At 60.4% G+C, this 18187-nt stretch carries 14 protein-coding genes and 1 tRNA gene; 3 read left to right on the top strand and 12 right to left on the bottom strand.

What is annotated here, in order from left to right:
* Positions 1-118 precede the first annotated feature (118 nt).
* The 3 genes from NW845_RS00395 to tgt form a co-directional block, all read right to left on the bottom strand.
* Positions 119-1360: a hypothetical protein gene (locus NW845_RS00395; RefSeq protein WP_414376207.1), complete on the bottom strand. Its 1242-nt coding sequence runs from the start codon at positions 1358-1360 to the stop codon at positions 119-121.
* A 63-nt stretch (positions 1361-1423) separates the two neighbouring features.
* Positions 1424-2035, bottom strand: coding sequence for a hypothetical protein (locus NW845_RS00390; protein WP_414365014.1), 612 nt, complete (start codon positions 2033-2035; stop codon positions 1424-1426).
* Positions 2036-2136: 101 nt separating this feature from the next.
* Entirely contained in the window at positions 2137-3240 is a 1104-nt protein-coding gene (tgt, locus tag NW845_RS00385; RefSeq protein ID WP_414376205.1) for a tRNA guanosine(34) transglycosylase Tgt, read from the bottom strand.
* A 119-nt stretch (positions 3241-3359) separates the two neighbouring features.
* On the opposite strand from tgt, the gene NW845_RS00380 reads away from it, so the two are divergent.
* Positions 3360-3442 (top strand) — tRNA-Leu (locus NW845_RS00380).
* Between the two features lie 108 nt (positions 3443-3550).
* Here NW845_RS00380 and NW845_RS00375 read toward each other — a convergent pair.
* Positions 3551-3928 carry a hypothetical protein gene (locus NW845_RS00375; RefSeq protein ID WP_414333939.1) on the bottom strand — a complete coding sequence of 126 codons (378 nt, stop codon included), beginning with the start codon at positions 3926-3928 and terminating at the stop codon, positions 3551-3553.
* A 402-nt stretch (positions 3929-4330) separates the two neighbouring features.
* Between NW845_RS00375 and NW845_RS00370 the strand changes: the two genes are divergently transcribed.
* Complete coding sequence (locus NW845_RS00370) at positions 4331-8905, top strand: GAF domain-containing protein (protein WP_414376203.1); 4575 nt, start codon at positions 4331-4333, stop codon at positions 8903-8905.
* A gap of 223 nt (positions 8906-9128) precedes the next feature.
* Here NW845_RS00370 and NW845_RS00365 read toward each other — a convergent pair whose 3' ends face one another.
* The 8 genes from NW845_RS00365 to recJ form a co-directional block, all read right to left on the bottom strand.
* Entirely contained in the window at positions 9129-9299 is a 171-nt protein-coding gene (locus tag NW845_RS00365) for a high light inducible protein (RefSeq protein WP_414361756.1), read from the bottom strand.
* A 75-nt stretch (positions 9300-9374) separates the two neighbouring features.
* Positions 9375-10439 carry a spermidine/putrescine ABC transporter substrate-binding protein gene (locus tag NW845_RS00360; RefSeq protein ID WP_414376201.1) on the bottom strand — a complete coding sequence of 355 codons (1065 nt, stop codon included), beginning with the start codon at positions 10437-10439 and terminating at the stop codon, positions 9375-9377.
* Positions 10440-10593: 154 nt separating this feature from the next.
* Entirely contained in the window at positions 10594-11547 is a 954-nt protein-coding gene (locus NW845_RS00355; protein ID WP_414376199.1) for a CHAD domain-containing protein, read from the bottom strand.
* Positions 11548-11714: 167 nt separating this feature from the next.
* Entirely contained in the window at positions 11715-12362 is a 648-nt protein-coding gene (gene tmk, locus NW845_RS00350) for a dTMP kinase (protein ID WP_414371189.1), read from the bottom strand.
* A gap of 46 nt (positions 12363-12408) precedes the next feature.
* Positions 12409-13527, bottom strand: a complete 1119-nt coding sequence (locus NW845_RS00345) for a hypothetical protein (protein ID WP_414376197.1) — start codon at positions 13525-13527, stop codon at positions 12409-12411.
* A 194-nt stretch (positions 13528-13721) separates the two neighbouring features.
* Positions 13722-14315 carry an RdgB/HAM1 family non-canonical purine NTP pyrophosphatase gene (rdgB, locus tag NW845_RS00340; RefSeq protein ID WP_414365002.1) on the bottom strand — a complete coding sequence of 198 codons (594 nt, stop codon included), beginning with the start codon at positions 14313-14315 and terminating at the stop codon, positions 13722-13724.
* A gap of 70 nt (positions 14316-14385) precedes the next feature.
* Positions 14386-15051, bottom strand: coding sequence for a metallophosphoesterase family protein (locus tag NW845_RS00335; protein ID WP_414365000.1), 666 nt, complete (start codon positions 15049-15051; stop codon positions 14386-14388).
* A gap of 22 nt (positions 15052-15073) precedes the next feature.
* Positions 15074-17536: a single-stranded-DNA-specific exonuclease RecJ gene (gene recJ / locus NW845_RS00330; protein WP_414376195.1), complete on the bottom strand. Its 2463-nt coding sequence runs from the start codon at positions 17534-17536 to the stop codon at positions 15074-15076.
* Positions 17537-17633: 97 nt separating this feature from the next.
* On the opposite strand from recJ, the gene NW845_RS00325 reads away from it, so the two are divergent.
* Entirely contained in the window at positions 17634-18050 is a 417-nt protein-coding gene (locus NW845_RS00325) for a hypothetical protein (RefSeq protein ID WP_414376193.1), read from the top strand.
* The last annotated feature ends 137 nt before the right edge of the window (positions 18051-18187 follow it).

Raw genomic sequence — 18187 nt, 5'->3', positions numbered from 1 at the left:
CTATCTCCTGCGCCAGCTCTTCCACCTCCGGCCAGCTCAGGCAGCGCGGCAGCAGCAGGTCTGTGGCCCAGCCCCTTCCACACTCTCGCCGCCTCAGGATGCGCACCTGCATGGATCCCTAAATCCGCTCGGCGTAGAACTCACACCAGGGATCCCCTTTCTCTCTGGCTTTGGTCTCCTTCCCGTAAAACAGCCCACCCCGCTGGAAGAGGCGGTTGTAGAAGACTTGATCCAGAATCGGCTTCTGCTGAATGTTGCCGTTGTAAACCAGGTTCATCAGCGCCGGCACCGCCCCTTGGGCAAAATAGCAGCTCGGATAGTCTGCCCGTGGGTAGGAAGCCAAAAAGTAGTTGGTCTCGTAGTTGCCGTCAATAGCCACCCGGCAGGAATGATCGCTCACCACCTCCAAAGCCTGCCAACGACCGAACCCCAAGCTGCTGGTTACGGCATAGGCCCCGTGGATCCAGTCGGTATCCTTTTCCAGCATTGGCCCCACAAGGGTTTCCCACTCCAGCGACTCCATGATGTTGCCCAAGGTGTAGAAGACACAGACATGGCCCGATTCGCGAATTAGATCCTCTGCCACCTGCTGCAGACCGGGTTGCACTGCTTTCAGCTCTTCCAAAAAGCGGTACTGGATGCGGTTGTAGTAATTGGCAGGCATGCGCGTGAGCAGCACGTTGAAGGCGCGAATCTGCCCCCGTTCATCTCCTGCCAAAGGCAGGCTCCACAGAGCTTCGTTGACCGCGTCATAGTCCACCGCTGTTATCGGCTTGGGCAGATCGGCTGGACGTTCAATGAGCTTGCCCATGCCGGGGCTAGGAACCAAAGTCTGAGGCCGTGGCAGCCGAGTAGCCTGGATCAGGCAGCGATCCTTGCGCGTAACCGCCATGCACTCCGTTTCCTCTGCTGTGTAGCTGCCCAGCTCGCCAAAAGTGGCATCCAGCGCCGCTGCCACATAGCCCACGGCTAGATGATCGATGGGACGAGTGCGGTTAGCCTGATCCCCGTACTTGCTCAGCCAGCCTTCTGCGTAGTGGGAGTGGGTGAGCTGGGCTTCGCCGCCGCTGGGGCTGGCCTGCAGCTCCAGTCGCCCCAAGCCGAGAAAGCCGAATAACTGGCACGCCACCGCCAGCCGCTCCGCTGCCTGCTGCACTCCCAAGGTTTTAAAAGCGCCCTGGAGCAAGCTGTAGAAAATCTCCTGAGCTGCCGTACGCAGGATGCTCACCCCATCGATCCAGTCGGGATCCTCAATGGTCTGCTGCAGAAATAGGTTGTAGTGGTGGCAGTGGAAAATCACCGGCTCGCCAAAGAGAGAGAGCAGCTTGCGAGCGCGGTCAAGGCGTAAATGCTCCAACATAGATGGCCTGATCTCGAGGGGATAGGAAGGGACAACAGTTAACAACTCCCACAACTTTAGCCTTTAGCTAGGCAAGGCAATCGGCAGATGTTCTCTGCCCAAAAGATCGGCCACCGCTTTGTAGAGAATGCGCAGCTCCTGTCGGTTCAGGGTGCCTTTTTCAAGGCGGTTGCGGTCAATGCCCGTTTTCAGAGACAAGCGCAGCATGACAAAGTTGGGATCCGGAGCGTAGCGCTTGGTGTAGCTAATCAAAGCCTGAGCAGTGGATAGAGTGTCGTCTTGAACAGGGGGCAGCAGTGGTTTGCCGTCGATGAGGATGGCCTTAATCCGGTCTGAAATCGCCTTGAGGTCGGTGATGGAACGGGTCAGAAACAAAACAAAGTAGGGGCTTTTGGGAAAGGCTTTGATGACAACCCGCAACGCCGGAGTACCTGCCAAAAGGTAGTCCGCCTCTTGGCCGGGGCTAACGGTTTGACAAAGGCGGCTATTGGCCTGCAACAAGTCGCCGGCGTAGGTGCCTAAACGTTCTAGGGCTTGCTCCTCTTGGGAGTCGCTGGCATAGGTTACTTTGGCTACTGTGGCACCGTCAGTGACCCGCCCTATCAAGACGGCAATGAGGCCAGGGAGTCCAGCAATATGCTGCTCAATTACACTTTGCAGGGTGCGGACAGCCATGCTCTCCTCTGAGGTTAAGACTAGGTTATCCCCTTATTGTAGCGATTAGGAAGCCTAACCTACGAATGTTTACTGATGTTAACGAAGCTCCCCGAGGAGGCTCAGCCCTCGCGCCACGGATCCCAGTTCTCGTGAAATTTGCCTTCCAGAATGGCCTGGCGCATTCTTTGGGTGTAGCGCACGAGCTCCGTGATGTTGTGGATGGAAAGCAGAGTGTAGCCCAGGATCTCTTGGGCGCGGATGAGGTGGCACAAATAGGCGCGGCTGAAGTGGCGGCAGGTGTAGCAAGGGCACTCAGGATCGATGGGATCCAGGCTGCGGCGGTGTTCGGCATTCTTGATGTTCCAGCGTTGGCCGCGGCTGATCACGGTGCCGTGGCGGGCATAGCGCGTGGGAATGACACAGTCAAACAAGTCCACGCCGGCAGCCACTGCCGCCCGCATCTCGGCATAGGTGCCCACCCCCATGAGATAACGGGGGCGATCGGCTGGCAAGAGGGGGGCTGTTTGTCGCACCACCGCGTGCATTAGCTCCACCGGCTCTCCTACGCTGACGCCGCCGATGGCATAGCCGGGTAGATCCAGCCGACAGACTTCTTCCGCTGCCTGCCGACGCAGCTCCGGGTAAACCCCCCCCTGAACAATGCCAAACAAAGCCTGATCGGAGCGGCGGTGGGCTTCCACGCAGCGCTTCAGCCATTGAGTAGTCCGCCGCACCGCTGCTGCCACCGCCTCAGGGCTGGCAGGATAGGGCGGACACTCGTCAAAAGCCATGATGATGTCTGCCCCCAAAGCATTTTGGATCTGGATGGAGAGCTCAGGAGTGAAGTGAATAATTCGCCCATCGTAAGGCGAGCGAAACGTTACCCCTTCCTCGTCGATTTGGCGGATGGCGCTGAGGCTAAAAACTTGAAAGCCGCCTGAATCCGTGAGGATGGGGCCTGGCCAGCCCATGAAGCGGTGCAGGCCCCCCGCCCCTTGAATGATCTCTTCGCCGGGCTGTAGGTGCAGGTGATAGGTGTTGCTGAGGATAATGTGGGCGCCGGTTTCCTTGAGTTGAGCAGGCGTGAGGGTTTTCACATTGGCCAGCGTTCCCACCGGCATAAAGCAGGGGGTTGGGATCTCGCCGTGGGGGGTAATGAAATAACCCGCCCGTGCCTGCGTGTTGGGGCAGGTGCCCTCGCAAACAAAAGTAAAAGCCGCCAAGGTTAGCGCTCTGGATCCACTGCGTGCGCAGCCGAGCTTAGCATAAGAGTCGGATCCCCTTCTAAAACCCCCCAGCCCTTGACAGGGATCCCCTTTCTTGGGCATTCTTATAGATCGCCGCGGAACTGGCGGAATGGTAGACGCGCTAGATTCAGGTTCTAGTGGCAGCAATGCCATCGGGGTTCAAGTCCCCGGTTCCGCATTCTTTTGGCTTGGTTGCTAACTACTCCATCACCTCAACGTAGAGCAAGCCCTAAAAGAATCTTGCTTGGCTGCGCAACTCCTGTGAGGCCGGAAAAGGCCGTAACTTTTAGAGAGTCAGCTCTTTTTCGATTTGGGAGAGCTTGATACGAGCAAGAGCCAAGTTGCCTTTCTCTCGATCCAAAGCCAGATAGAAAAATAGCCCAGGTATGTGCTTAAGTAGATACATCAGGTGATACTGAGTCTCCAGAATAATAAGTATCTCTTCGATTCTGTCGGTGAACTTAAGAGACTCTGCAACTCGCATCTTGGCGCGGATCACCTCTGTGTTTCCGGCAATGGCCAACTCCAGATTAGCTTCGGGAAAGGCAGGGCTGTTGGTGCCCTTAAACCCCAGACACATTCCGGTCTTCCAGTCCCCCAAAGCCACGCCCAGTGCTCCGTCAATGGTGAGAGCCTTCACCAGACTGTCTTGAAGCTTGTTCATAAGACTGCCCTATCCCCAAAAGCCTGATCCTGAAGTCTGTCCGACCATCATAAGTCTCTAATTGGAAAGTTTCAACTTAAAAGTACTAGAACCTGCTTATTTTTAAGATAAGTAAAACTAAATGCTAAATGTGTTAAGCGAGGGTCGTCGAGATTTTCTTGCCTTTACGTGTATCTGTATAGCTTCTTGAAAGCCAAGTCCCTGAGATCACGCTGGCTTTCTATGAAAACAAGGGCATCTCCCCCAAGGCAGGCAGTACGGCTCCCGCTTGGTTCGTTTGGGGGCATAGATCCTTGAGGATTTCGGCAAGGCGGTCGGGGAGTTATGCTGGGGTTGTCTCTTTTACCAGGCTGCTGAGGTTCACCCACGGCAGCGCGGGATCCCGTCTCTCCAGCTTGACCCATGCCCAAGGCTCCCCTTCCCCCTAACGAAGAAGAGCGGCTGGCTGCCCTACGAGAGTATCAAGTTCTCGATACAGCCCCTGAAACTGCCTTTGACGAGATCGTCCGGCTTGCTGCTTACATCTGCGGCACGCCCATTTCGCTAGTAACTCTTATTGACGAGCATCGCCAGTGGTTTAAGGCCAAGTTCGGCATTGAGGGTATCGAGGAAACGCCGCGGGATGTGGCCTTCTGTGCCCACGCCATTCTCTCGCCCAAAGAGCCGCTGGTGGTGCCGGATGCCACCCAGGATCCGCGCTTTGCCGACAACCCTTTTGTAACCCAAGAGCCGCATATTCGCTTTTACGCCGGTGTGCCCTTGGTAACGCCGGAAGGGCAGGCGCTGGGTACCCTCTGCGTGGTGGACTACCAACCCCGCCAGCTCAGCCCGGAGCAATTGGAGCAGCTCAAGGCCCTGGCCCATCAGGTGACAGCCCAACTGGAGCTGCGCCGCACCTTGCGGGAGTTGGCCAAGGCTCCCTTGCTTCCCAAAGCTGGCGAGAGCAAGCCTGCTCGCAAAAACCGCTTTCTCCTCAAGGTCAGTGCTGGCCTGGGCCTGGCTGCCCTGATCTTGGGCGGGATCGCCTACTCTGCCCAGCGCAACGCCAGTCGCCTGCCCCAACTGACGGAGCAAGTGGCCGATACCCTGGAAGTGATCCAGAACCTGGAAGGATTGCTCTCAGAGATCCGTGCTGCCGAGGCAGGTAAACGGGGTTACCTTTTGACCAACGAGACTCGCTACCTCGACGAGTACAAGGCCAGCCTTGAGGCCATTCCCACTCGCCTCAGCCGGCTGCAAGAGTTGACAGCCGACAACCCTCTCCAGCAAGGGCGCCTGAAGTGGCTGGAGCTGCTTTTGGAACAGCGTCTGAACCTTGCCCAAGATCTTATCCGGCTCCGGGATCAAGAGGGGCTGGCCGCTGTTCAAGAAGCCTTGAAGAAGGGCGAAGGGCAAAGGTTGATGGAGCGGATCGCCAACCTAGTGGAGGCGATCCAGGAGCAAGAGCGGCTTCTGTTGCAGCAGCGCAGCGAGCAGTTCCAGCTTGCTTGGGTTAGAACCAATGCCATCCTGCTGGGGGGGCTGGCTTTTACCTACTTGCTGTTGGCCGCAGTTTATGCCCTCATTCGCCGCGAAACTGCCGAGCGGGAGCGGGCGGAAACCTTCCTCAAGCAGGAGCGGGACTTTACCAGCGCCATCCTCGACACGGCAGGCGCTGTGGTGGTGGTCATGGATCCCAAGGGGCGCATCCTGCGCTTTAACCGCGCTGCCGAGCAGCTTTCTGGCTATTCGCTGGCAGAAGTCAAGGGCCAACTGCTCTGGGACTTGGGCTTGATCCCGGCGGAGGAGATGGCCGGCGTGGAGCAAGCTTTTCAACAACTTAAGGGCAGTCGCTCCCTTTTCTTAAACCGCCATGAAAACTTCTGGCGCACCAAGCAGGGGGCGCTGCGGCTCATTGCTTGGACCAACACCGCCCTGGTCAACGCCGAGGGCGAGGTGGAGTTTATCATCGGCACCGGCATCGACATCACCGAGCGCAAGCTGGCGGAGCTGGCTCTCAAAGAAAGCGAAGAACGCTACCGGGATCTCTTTGAAAATGCCAGCGATCTCATTCAGGCTGTCGATGCCGAAGGGTACTTTCTCTACGTCAACCGCGCCTGGAAAGAGACCCTGGGCTACGACGAAGCTCAAATCCACCAAATGAGGGTTTTCGACATCATCCACCCCGACTATCGAGAGCACTGCCAGGTCGCTTTCCAGAAGCTTTTGGCTGGCCAACCTCTGGACAAGGTGGAGACGGCCTTTGTGACTGCCAAGGGCGAAACCATCTGGGTGGAGGGAAGTGTTAACTGCCGCCTTGAAGATGGGGTGATGGTCTCCACGCGGGGCATTTTCCGCAACATCACCGAGCGCAAAAAAGCTGCCGAGGAGCTGGAGCGGCAGAGCCGGCGGGCCCAACTGCTGGCCGATCTCAGCTTAAAGATCCGCCAATCGCTGGATATTGCCGAGATCCTGGAAACGGCAGTAACGGAGATCCAAGCCCTGCTCAGGGCGGATCGCGTTTTGGTCTACCGCTTCCAGCCGGATGGATCCGGGATCATCTCCAACGAGAAAACCCAGCCCGGCATCCCTTCCCTTTTGGGCGAGGTGATTGAGGATCCCTGTTTTCAGGAAAAATACGCTGAGCTCTACAGCCAGGGCCGGGTTCGCGCCATCAGCGACGTGGAGGCCGAAGGGCTGGAGCCCTGCTACCTGGAGCTGCTGCAAACAATGCAGGTGAAGGCCAACCTGGTGGTGCCCCTCTTCATGGAGCAGCGGCTATGGGGGCTGTTGTTGGCCCACCAGTGTTCTGCACCCCGCCAGTGGCAGCCGTTTGAGATCGAGCTGCTGGTACAACTGGCCAACCAAATCGGCATTGCCCTCACCCAGGCAGAGCTCCTGGAGCGGGAGCGCCAGCGCAGCCTTGAGCTAGAACAAGCCCGCAAAGCGGCAGAGCAGGCTTCTCAGGCCAAAAGCAGCTTCTTGGCCACCATGAGCCACGAGATCCGCACCCCCATGAACGCGGTGCTGGGGATGACGGGCTTGTTGCTGGAGACGCCCCTGACCCCCGAGCAGCGGGACTTTGTCGAGACCATCCGCATCAGCGGCGATGCCCTGCTGACCCTCATCAACGACATCCTGGACTTCTCCAAGCTGGAAGCCGGGGAGATGGAGCTGGAGATCCTGGACTTCGACCTGAGGGCCTGTTTGGAGGAGGTGGCGGATCTCTTTGCCCCCACTGCCCACGCCAAGGGCCTGGAGCTGGCGGTGCTCATGCCGCCGGAAGTGCCCCGCTATCTGCGGGGGGATGCGTCGCGTCTGCGCCAAATCCTCAACAACTTGGTGAGCAACGCCATCAAGTTCACCCATCAAGGGGAGGTGGTCATCCAGGCCGAGCTGCTGCAAAAAACGGCCACCCATGTCCAACTGCGGCTCTCGGTAAGGGATACAGGGATCGGGATCCCCAAGGAAGCGCAAGCCAAGCTGTTTCAGCCCTTCACCCAAGTGGATGCTTCTACCACCCGCAAGTACGGGGGCACAGGGCTGGGCCTAGCCATTTGCAAGCAACTGACAGAGCTGATGGGGGGCAAGATCTTCCTAGAGAGCGAGGTGGGCCGCGGCAGCACCTTCAGCCTCGAGCTTACCCTGGAAAGACAACCCTACGCCCGACAAATCTCCCAGCACCCTGCCCGCATCCCTGTCAATCTCCAGGGCAAGCGGCTGTTGGTGGTGGACGACAACGCCACCAACCGCAAGATCGTCCGCTGCCAGGCCACCGCTTGGGGCATGGTGGTGGAAGAAGCCGAAAATGCCTACCAAGCTCTGGACAAACTGCGCCAGGCCGTGCGGGAAGGGATCCCCTTCCCCTTGGCGGTTTTGGACATGCAGATGCCGGAGGTGGATGGGGAAACCCTGGGCCGCTGGATCAAGGCGGATCCCGAACTGTCCCCGACGCAACTGGTGATGATGACCTCGCTGGGGTTGGGGGAGCACTCCCGCCGCGCCGCCGAGATTGGCTTTGCTGCCTACCTAACCAAGCCGGTCAAGCAAACGCGATTGCAAGAAGCTCTGATCATGGCCCTGGGCAAGTCTTCCGGCCTGGCCACCGCGCTGCTGGGCATGGGCCCACCCCTTTCGCAGAGTGCGCCCTCGGCCAGCCGCCCCCAGCAACCCCTGCGCATCCTCTTGGCCGAGGACAACCCCGTCAACCAGAAGGTGGCCCTGCGCCAGCTGCAGAGCTTGGGCTACCTGGCGGATGTAGTGGCCAACGGCCAGGAGGTGCTGGATTTGCTGCAGCAAGTCAAGTACGACCTCATCCTCATGGATTGCCAGATGCCGGTGATGGATGGCTACGAGGCCACCCGCCGCCTGCGCCAGCAGGAGCGGGGATCCGGCCACCGCACCGTGGTGATTGCCATCACGGCCAACGCCATGCAGGAGGATCGGGAGCGCTGTCTGCAAGCGGGCATGGACGACTATCTCAGTAAGCCGGTGCTAAAGGAGGATCTGGAAAAAGTGCTCAACCACTGGAGCCAAAGGATCGCCCCTTCCGCAGCAGGAGCAGCCAACGGGGCGGCTTCGTCCGATCCGCCTTCTCCTGAAGCTGCCGGCGGTGACCCTGCTCCCACGCTGCCCTACCCCATCGACGCCGCCTACTTGGAGCGGGTTACGGGAGGTGACCGCCAGTTTCAGCGGGAGCTGCTGCAGGTGTTTGTCCAAGATGGCCAGGACCAGTTGCCGCGGCTGCGCCAAGCTCTTGCAGCGGGTAATGCCGAAGACTTGAGGAAAATTGCCCACCGCCTCAAGGGAGCTAGCGCCAACGTGGGAGCCAATGCCTTTTGTCAAGTAGCCCGCGAGCTAGAACACCTGGGGGTGCAACTGGCGCAGCCGGGATCCCCGGCTGATGACCCAAAATGGGCAAGCGCTTCCCAGGGCCTGGAGGAGCTGGAGCGCATCTTGGCCGACATTTGCCAGTACCTGCAGGAATTGGAAGGCTAGGGCAATCCCAGACTTGTCGCCCTCACCCCCAGCCCCTCTCCCAAAAGGAGATGGGGATCAAGCGGCGAACCGTTGGAGGTAGGAGGAACAAATTGGCGCGGCTGTTTGGCTTCGCTCTGGCTCGGAACCGCAGCAAAAGCCCGGCTGCTTGAGCAAGCTGCAAGGGGACAGCCGGGCAAAAAGGTGTCTAGCTAGTGCTTCTACCCAATCAGGCGGGCTGGGATCACATCAGGCCAATTTGAGAGAGGATGCCTTGGCCCGTAAGCAGCTCGGTCAAAACGCCAATCACAAAGCCCAACATTGCCAGACGGCCATTCCATTTTTCGGCGAAGGTGGTAAAGCCAAACTTAGCTTCTTGGTTTTCCATGGTTGCAACTCCATCAAGGGGTGACATCTCCAATGTGGCTCAGATATTAAAAAGTGTCAAGTTTTGTGTCGAGAGCTAACAAGGCGAGGTCGACAAGGATCCCTAGCTGCTTTTGACAGCAGTCCAGACAGCGTCTACGAGACGGAGCTCCTCCTGCGACAGCACTTTGAGGTACTGCAGCCTAGCAAAGGTTGCCTCATCGGGATAGATAGCTGGGTTTTGGCGATCCTGCGGGTTAATCTTAGGCAGGGCGGCAGCATTGGGGGTGGCAAAGCGGTTGTAGTTGCTCAGTTGGGCGCCAATTTCCGGCTCCAGAAGGAAGTTGATGAAGCGGTTGGCCAGCTCCGGGTTAGGAGCTTTGGCCGGGATGGCCATCACATCTAGCCAGATGTGAGCGCCCTCGCGAGGGACAAAGTAGCCAATGTTGGGATTTTCCTCAGCAGCTTGCAGGGCATCGCCGCTGTAGACAACCGCCACGTTGGCTGTTCCGGAGACCAATTGATTTTTGCCGCCCACCCCGCCAATGAGGCCGGCGCTGCGGCGTTTGGTGTCGATGAGAAGCTGCTGGATCTGCTGCAGTTCGGAGCGAACAGTGGTGTTGATATCGAAGCCGAGGTAGAGGGCCGCCGCGGCAATCATGGAGCGCATCTCATCGATCATCACAAAGGGGCCGTACTGCTGCTGCGGGTCGAAAATCAGACCCCAGGAGCGCTCAAAGTTTTCCGGCAGGCGGTCTTTGCGGTAGCCGATGCCGGTGGTGCCCCACTGGTAGGGAACTGTGTAGGTGTTTTCTGGGTCAAAGGGCAAGCCGACAAACTTCTCCCCCAAGTTGCGGAGATTGGGAATCAGGGCTTTGTTGAGAGGCTGCAGCAGGCCCAGCTCCACCATGTTGGGCACAACGTAGTCCGTGGGCACAACGACGTCGTACTGGCTCACGCCGCCCCCCCGCAGCTTGGCGATCATGTCCTCGTTGGACTCGTACACACTCACCACCACGCGGCTGTTGGTGGCTTTCTCGAAGGCAGTGAGAATGGCCGGGTCAATGTATTCCGACCAGATGTAGAGTTGAAGGGTTTGTTTTTGGGCAGTCGTTCTCAGGGGCCAGAAGAAAAGCAGGAGCAGCAAACAGCAAAGCAAAGCGATGGCCGTGGCAATTCCCTTTTTCATAGGCAGGAGGGGCAGGAGCAGCAGTGAAGGGGCTGGAGTTCCTGCTCTGGGAAAGACTTAGACAATAGCCGACTTCCCTCTAGCCCTGAGGCAAAAGCGGAGCTCACCGCTGTCCCTCCCCTAGACCTAGAGCAGGCTTGTCCAACCCTACGCCCTAGCCTACCACCTGGGCTTCCCCGTTGCTGCTTTCCCCAGCCGAGAATAGCAGTTGATATAGCCGCTGCTGCTCGGCAGGGTTGCGGTAGCGCTGTTGCTGCAACGGCCAATCCTGCAAAGCCAGCTCTTGTTGCTCACGTAACCTAGGCTGTAGGGCCGAGTCGGCGGGCAACTTGGCCTGCAAAACCTGTAAATCGTTGAAGCGGCCCAGTTGCTCCTGTAGGCCTTTCAGAGTTTTGATCCACTCCTGCACAGTTTCCCCGTAAAAGGGGGCGAAAAACTCCACCTGGTAGCGCAGGCGTTTGGTGGCTTTGCGCAGATCGTGTAGCTGTTTGGCCTGAGATTCTGTCTCGGGAAAAGACGGGATCCGCCAGCCCGGCTGCAGGAACCAGGCGGCCAGCAAAGGAGCCAACAGGTGAGGCAAGCTCTCCTGGAGGGGAAGCTGGGCCGCAGGCCGGTAGCGGGGGTGCTCCAGCCACTCCGCGCAGGCTGCCTGAAACTCTTGGAAGTTTGCATCTTCCAAAATGCGGCGGGAACGTTTCTCGGCTTGGGCCTGACGCTGCCGCAGGTCTTCCTCCAGCTCCTCCAGCTCGGCTGCTGGGATCCCCTGCCAATAGGGCTCTTGGAGGATTTCCAGCAACACGTCCAAATCCCGCTGCTGGCCCAGGGTTCTGGTCAACTTTTGCAGACGTTTGGGCTTGAGCGGCTTGGGCAGGCGCACGGATCCCTGAAACACCTCCACCCAGGTGCCGATGCGGCGCAGGCCCACTCGGATTTGATGGAGGGATTCTGCTGCGTCGGGGTGTTGGTTGAGAACCCGCCCCACGTGCTTCTGCAGCCGCTGCCATTGCTGGCTCAATAGTTGGTGAGCCCAAGCGGCCACGGTGGGTGAAGGGGAAGACGCCAGCAGGATCGAGTGCTCGCTTTTCTGCTCAGCAGCAATGGCATTCACGGCAAATCTCCTCTACCTCTCAAAACGGGGCCTAAAAAGGGCAGAAGGCTTTCCCTGCATAGCCTGCTTACCTTACCCTGAGGTCACCCGCGCCCTCTTCTTTTTTAACCTAATCTTAACCTCTGAGCAGGGTATGGCCAGGGAAACGGTTGAGACCGCCCTTCGAGCTAGCAGGGCGGAGCCTTTGGTAGGCGGGGCCTGACCGCTGCCCAGATGCGGGTGGCCACCTCTGCCGGGGATCCCATGGCGTCGATGCGGACAATCCGCTGCGGGAACTCGGCGGCTAGAGCCTGAAATCCACGGTAAACTCGGCGGTGAAACTCCAGGTGTTCTCGCTCGAGTTTGTCGGCCTCTGACTGTAGGGAACGGGTAATCGCTACGCGACGCTGACGCGAACGCGCCAGCCCCACCTCAGGGGGGAGATCCAACCACAGGGTAAGGTGCGGCTGCAGCCCGCCGGTAGCCAAGTGGTTGAGCTGGCGGATCTTCTCCAGGTCCAGCCCGCGACCATACCCCTGGTAGGCCAGGGTAGAGTCGGTGAAGCGGTCACAGAGCACCACCTGCCCTGCCGCCAGGGCGGGAAGGAGGCATCTTTGCACGTGTTCAGCCCGATCCGCCGCGTACAGGAGCAGCTCAGCCAGCGGCGTTATGGGATCCCCGTGCAACAGCAGCTCCCGCAGCACCTTTCCCAGTGCTGTGCCCCCTGGCTCGCGGGTACACAGGCAAGCATAGCCCTCTTGTTGAAGCTGCTCGGCCAAAAGGGACTGCTGAGTGGTTTTGCCCGCTCCTTCTCCACCTTCTAAGGTGATGAACACGTCCTCGCCCAGGAGAGTGTGTCAAAGGATTGTTTGAGGGGCATGGCTAGCGCAGGTTGAGTTGAGGCTGCAAATTGAAGGAGTGGCCCGGGATCACCACGTACACGTCGGGGATGTTGGTAGGCTCCAGGCCTTGCAGGGCCAGCCCCTCCACGTTGGAGCGCAGGGCGTCGTTGATGGTGGTTTCCAGCTGGGAGAGAACCTGGGCCTCATTACCCTGACTGGCCAAGCTAGGAAACTGGTTGTAGATGGCGCGGGCCAAGCCGCTGGCCAAGGGGAGCTGGATGAGGGTGAGGTTGGATCCGCCCAGTTGCGGGCCTAAGGTGTTGGCTCGGCCACGGATGCCCAAGGCCTGCAGGGCGTTGGCGGTTTGGCTGACGGGGATGGTGCAGGTGTCCATCTTGTAAATGGGCACCGAGGCCATGGTGAGGGCGGAAACGCTGGTCAGTTGCACCACGGTAAAGGAAGCCGTGCCGTTGTAGGCAAAGCAAAAGTCCCGGAAGGCCGCCGGCACGTTGGCCGCGCGGATGGGACGCTCATCGTCAAAGCCGCCCGACTCCGCGAAGAGGTTGCGGATGGCAAACCCACCAAAGAAAGCCAGCAGGGCCACCACCAGCAAGATTGTCAGATCCGAAGAGGAGACTTCCCCTGAGGAGCTGCTGCTGCGCCCTCCACCTCCATATCCCCCACTGCCCCCGGAGCCGGCGGTGTAGCCGTAAGTTGCAGACCGGGAGGAGCCGGCATAGGCGGAAGAGCGGGCCGATCCGTCGTAGCCCCAGTTGCTGGAGATAGAGCGCCGGGGAACCAAGGCTTGTCCGGCACGCCTGGCCCGGGGCCGAGAGGACTCTGTCTCCTCACCCCGCGAAGATCCGGCGGCAGCTTCTCGGGCTGAGCTAGCCCTCTGTTCTCTCCTGGCATCCTCCGCTTGCAGGGCGCGCCCAGAGAGACGAGCAGAAGACGCCTTCCCATTGTTTTGCCTCTCCTCATCCTCTAGCCAGTCTTGGGCACCGCCAGCGGAGGGGGCAGAACTGTCCTCCGGCAAGGGGGGCGGGGAACGCCGGCCTTGGGACTCTGAGCTGCTGGGAGCTTGGCCGCGGCTTCCCTCACCGGCAGCAGCCGTTGAGTCTGGAAAACGGTTTGGATCGCGCTCCTCAGAGAAGGTCATTCTTCAGGCTCCCAACGCAAAACTGGCATTCCCATCTTCCTGTACCGAGGAAACCTTTTGGCAGGTAGGATCCACAGAGCTGCAGCCTTGGGGTTCAAGGGATCCCCTCAGCGGCATTGTGCAGCCTTTTCTGGCCCAGGTTGCTGCCGTGATCTCGGGCTCTTGTCGTGGACAAATGCCGCCGTACCTCCAAGCTAGCCTAGACTGCGCTCCAAGATCAGGAGCTGTTCTTTCAAGGCCCTCAGGGCCTGGCCGCGGTGGCTGACGGCTTCCTTTTGCGCCGGGCTCATCTCGGCAAAGGTCAGCCCCACCTCCGGCACCCAAAAGAGCGGGTCATAGCCAAATCCTCCTGCTCCCCGGGGCTGAGCCAGGATCTCCCCGTGGCAGATGCCCTCCACCAAGGCCCGCACCTGCCCCTGGGGATCCACCACAGCAATGGCGCAGTGAAAGCTGGCTTGGCGGTTGGGGATCCCTTCCATCTCCCGCAGCAGCCGCGCAATGCGGGCGGCATCGTCAGGGGCATAGCGGGCCGAATGGATCCCCGGGGCGCCGCCAAGGGCTGCCACCGCCAGCCCAGAGTCATCGGCAATGGCCCACTCCCCCAGAGCGGCTGCTACAGCCTTGGCCTTGAGAAGGGCATTTTCGACAAAGGTGCTGCCGCTTTCTTCCACTTCTATCGCCGCCGGCAGGGGACGCAGATCCCAGCTGGGAGCATGGGCCTGGAAGAAGGTGTTGAACTCCCGCCATTTACCAGGGTTGCTGCTGGCCAAGATCAAGGGGCGGGCCATAGGCTGGGGATCGCGGGAAACACAGGTATCTTAGCGGAAGAAAGCAGACAGCAGAGGGCTGCCCAGGTCCTCAGTGGATTTCCAGAACCATGTTGTGCAAGGCCGTGTTGATCACCAGGGTGGAGCCGCAGCGTTCCACCTTTCCCCCGTCCCAGTGCATGTGGCCGCAGATGTAGTAGCGCGGCTGTAGGTGATCCAACAGGGGGCGCAGGGTGGGCATGCGGCGGTGGTACCATTTGCCGCCTTCGTCCAACAGGCCCCGCGGCGGCGCGTGGCTAAGCAGCAGGTCAATGGGGCGAGGAGGCTGGCTGTAGAGGGTAAGCAGCTCCTGCAGATGGCTGCGGGTAAGGGTCCAGCTCCAGCCGCAAGGGGGAGTCCAGGGCACCGCCAACACTTGCAGCCCTAGCCACTCAAAGTAACAAGACTGGGTGATGGCCCGTCCCCACCTGCCAGCTAGGGCATCCAACACGGCAGCGGCTGGGTCGTGGTTGCCGGGCAAAAAGAGCCAGGGCTTGCCCAGGCCGTCTACTGCCGCCAGGAAAGATTGCAACTGGATGACCTCAGCTTCGGCTGTTGGGTAAAAGCCTTGGGTGGCGTTGAGGGAGGGCTTGCCAGCCTTGGAGCAGAAGTCGCCGCAGTTGATGTAGGCATCCACCTGGGGCAGATGGTCAAGGGCCTGCTGGATCAGCCGGTTGCTGCCGTGGTAGTCGGAGCCGAGGAGCAGTTTAATCCCCATAGGCTGGCGGGAAGCAAAGGGTCTATTGCGGACGGGATCCCTGCAGCAGGGCAGCCACCTGTTGCCAGGAGCTGCGGTACCAGGCCCGTTGGGCCTCCAGCTCCTCTTCTAAAGATCCTGTCGGGCCAAACTCCGGACAGGCATACCCCAGGGAGCGCAGGCCCGCCACCAACAGTGCTGGCGACAGCCACCATTGTTGGGCCAAGCGTAACAGATCCACCTGGGCTTGGTTTTGCAGGTAGTGGCGCAATTGCCGTTGTAAGACAGCGGCGGAGGGCAGAGGCACCGCCTGGTGGTGCAGGACAACGAGCAGCGCGTCGCTAGGGGTGCAGTAGAGCAGCCACTTGAGGTGATCCAAAGAGGGAGGCCAGCTCCACAGCCACAGTTGGTCGTAGCGATGGCCAGCTTGGGGGCGGTCGTAGTGGAGGGTTAGGGAGGGATGCTGCTTCGGGAGAAGGACAAACGTAGGGCGCCGGAAGCCGTAGAGGAGGATCGTTCCCCGCGCCTGGGGCAGGAGGGCAGAAAATCGAGATGCAGCCTGCCAACGCAGCGGTTGGGTGGGCTGGGGGGCAGGGCGATAGATCAGCAGGGGCGAGGGTGCTGTCTGGGCCCCAGCTTTGGCATCGGACATGGTGGGAGCAACGGCGGCGGGCGAAAGATTGGCAGAGCTGGCCTCTGCGGCAGGCCGGATCCCAAGAATTTCCAGCTCCAGTTGGGTTTCTTCCCCCCACCTTTTAGCCTTGAGGGTGTAGGCGATGTCAATCTGCTCCGGCAGGGGATAGGCGGCGGCCCCTCGCCAGCAAATGGCCCACAGGGGACGGCTGGGGACTTTGGCTGGTGCGGCAAGCGAGGATCCTGCCCCGTCCAGGCGCCGGCTGACGGGATCCCGGAGCAGCAGCTTTAGGTGGCCGGCGGTATCCTCCTCCCCCTGGGCAGGCTGCGGGCCAAATCGCTGCTGCTGCAGCACCTGCAGGTTGCGGCTGCAAAAGACCGGCTCAGGATTGCCGATGCCACAGGGTTGCAACCGTTGCAGCTCTCGGTAGAGGTCGAGGGTGAGATCCGCCAGCGCCACCTCCGCGTCGATCTGCACCAGGGGCCGGATTTGCTCCGGCTGCAGACGCTGTTGGGCCAATTGCCGCAGCCGCTCTTCCAAAAGAGGCCAGTTTTCCGCTTTCAGGCTAAACCCCCCCGCCGCCGGGTGGCCGCCATGTTTGATAAACAGATCCTTGCAAAACTCCAGGGCCTGAAACACGTCGAACTCCGGGATCCCCTGCCGCGCCGAGCCAGTGATCTCCCCCTGGCGCGACTGGCTGCCGATAAACACTGGACAGCCAAAGCGCTCCGCCAGCCGCGAAGCCACCAGGCCAATCACCCCCTTGTGCCAGCGCTGCTGGGGAGTTCCCAAAAGGATTAACACCCGCTCCTGCGCCAGATCCCGCTCTTGCCGGGCCATCTGCTCCAAAGCCTCCGCCTCAATGCGGCTGCACATCTGCTGCCGCACCTGGTTGAGCCGTTCACAGCGGCGGGCCAGTTTCTCTGCCTGCTGCGGGTCGTCGGTGGTCAGCAGCCGGATCCCCATCTCCGGTCGGCCAATTCGCCCAATGGCATTGATGCGGGGCCCCAAGCCAAACCCTACCCACTCTGGCCGCAGCTCCTCTAGGGATCCTGTCATTCCCATCACTGCCAAGAGGGCGCGGATCCCGGCCAGCGGCGAAGTGGGCAAGAGAGCCAGCCCCTGCCGCACCCAAAGACGGTTCACCCCCGTCAGCGGCGCCAAATCGGCAATGGTGCCCACGGTAAACAGTTCCAGGGCTACCCGCCCCAACTGTTCGTCGCCGCGGCGCTCTGCCAAGGCTTGGGCCAGGAGGTAGGCCACCCCCACCCCGGCCATCCCCCGATAGGGAGACGATGCCGGGATCCGCTTGGGGTTGAGAATGGCATCGGCAGGGGGCAACTGGGGGGGCAAGTCGTGGTGATCTGTCACGATCACCGTTAGCCCTAACTCTTTGGCCAGTTGGATGGGCTCGTGGGCAGCAATGCCATTGTCTACGGTGAGAATGAGGCGTACCCCCTCGCGGTGCAGCTCTTGCACCATGCGGCTGTTGAGGCCATAGCCCTCCCTGAGGCGGCTGGGGATGCGGTAAACCACCGGTGTGCCCCGCAAAGCCCGCAGCAGCAGGGCCGTGCTGGTCATGCCGTCGGCATCGTAGTCGCCGCAGATGGCGATGGGCTCCTGCCGGCAAATCGCCCTCTCCAACAGCTCTACCGCCAGGGGCAGCTCGGCAAAGTCATGGCTGGGCGGGGGCAGGTAGGTGGGATCCGGCTGCAAATAGTGTTGGATCTCGGCGGGGCCAGACAGGCCGCGGTTGAGCAGGATCTGGGCCAACAGGGGCGAGATCCCCACGACCTCAGCCAGACGCCGGGCCGTCGGCTCATCCACAGGATGGAACAGCCAGCGTTGGTCGGGGATCCCGGCCATGGCCATTGGTCTTCAGCTAGCGGGTAGCAGTGCTACAGTTGGCCTGTAAGCTATCTTTTGACCCTAACCTAAAAACGCCTCTCTGCTCCTCAGTGCGCTGCCCATGTATTCTCTGCTGCTTACCTATGGCCTCAACCCGCTGACGGGACTGAAGCTGTTGGTCAAATCCCCTGAGCAGGCCTCCCTGTGGACGTTGATCCAGCAGCTCTGGGGCCGCCCCGGATCCCGGCGCCGCAGGCCGCGACTCCAAATCTCTCTGGGCCGCCTCGTGCCCGAACAGAGCGAGCGCCTGTCTAAGTTGGAGGTGCTGCTGCGCTTGCGGTTTTTCATCGCCATCGAAGCTGCAACGCCGGAGCAGTCTTTGCCGGCCCTCCCCTCCGGCCAGGAATCCACCATTCAGCTTGCCCGCTACACCGAAGGTTCCCAGCACTACAAAACCGAGATCCTCCGCTTTGCCCTGGGAGGATCCCGCGCCCTCGGAGCGCCGCGCCGCCAGAGCTATCGTCGCCGCCGCTTCTAAAAACCCCTGGCTGAAACCGTTCCGACCAGCAGTGGAGTTCTGCCGACCTGTCTATACTAGAGATGCGCTAAATCTGTGCTTCTCCCGTGAACGCTGGGCTGTGTCAGTGCCACAGATGGCTTATAAACCCAAGGGCT

This window comes from Synechococcus sp. H60.2 (genome assembly GCF_047462315.1).
GTDB lineage: Bacteria > Cyanobacteriota > Cyanobacteriia > Thermostichales > Thermostichaceae > Thermostichus.
Note: the sequence above shows the minus strand (reverse complement) of the source record. Positions and strands in the feature narration are given on the sequence as shown.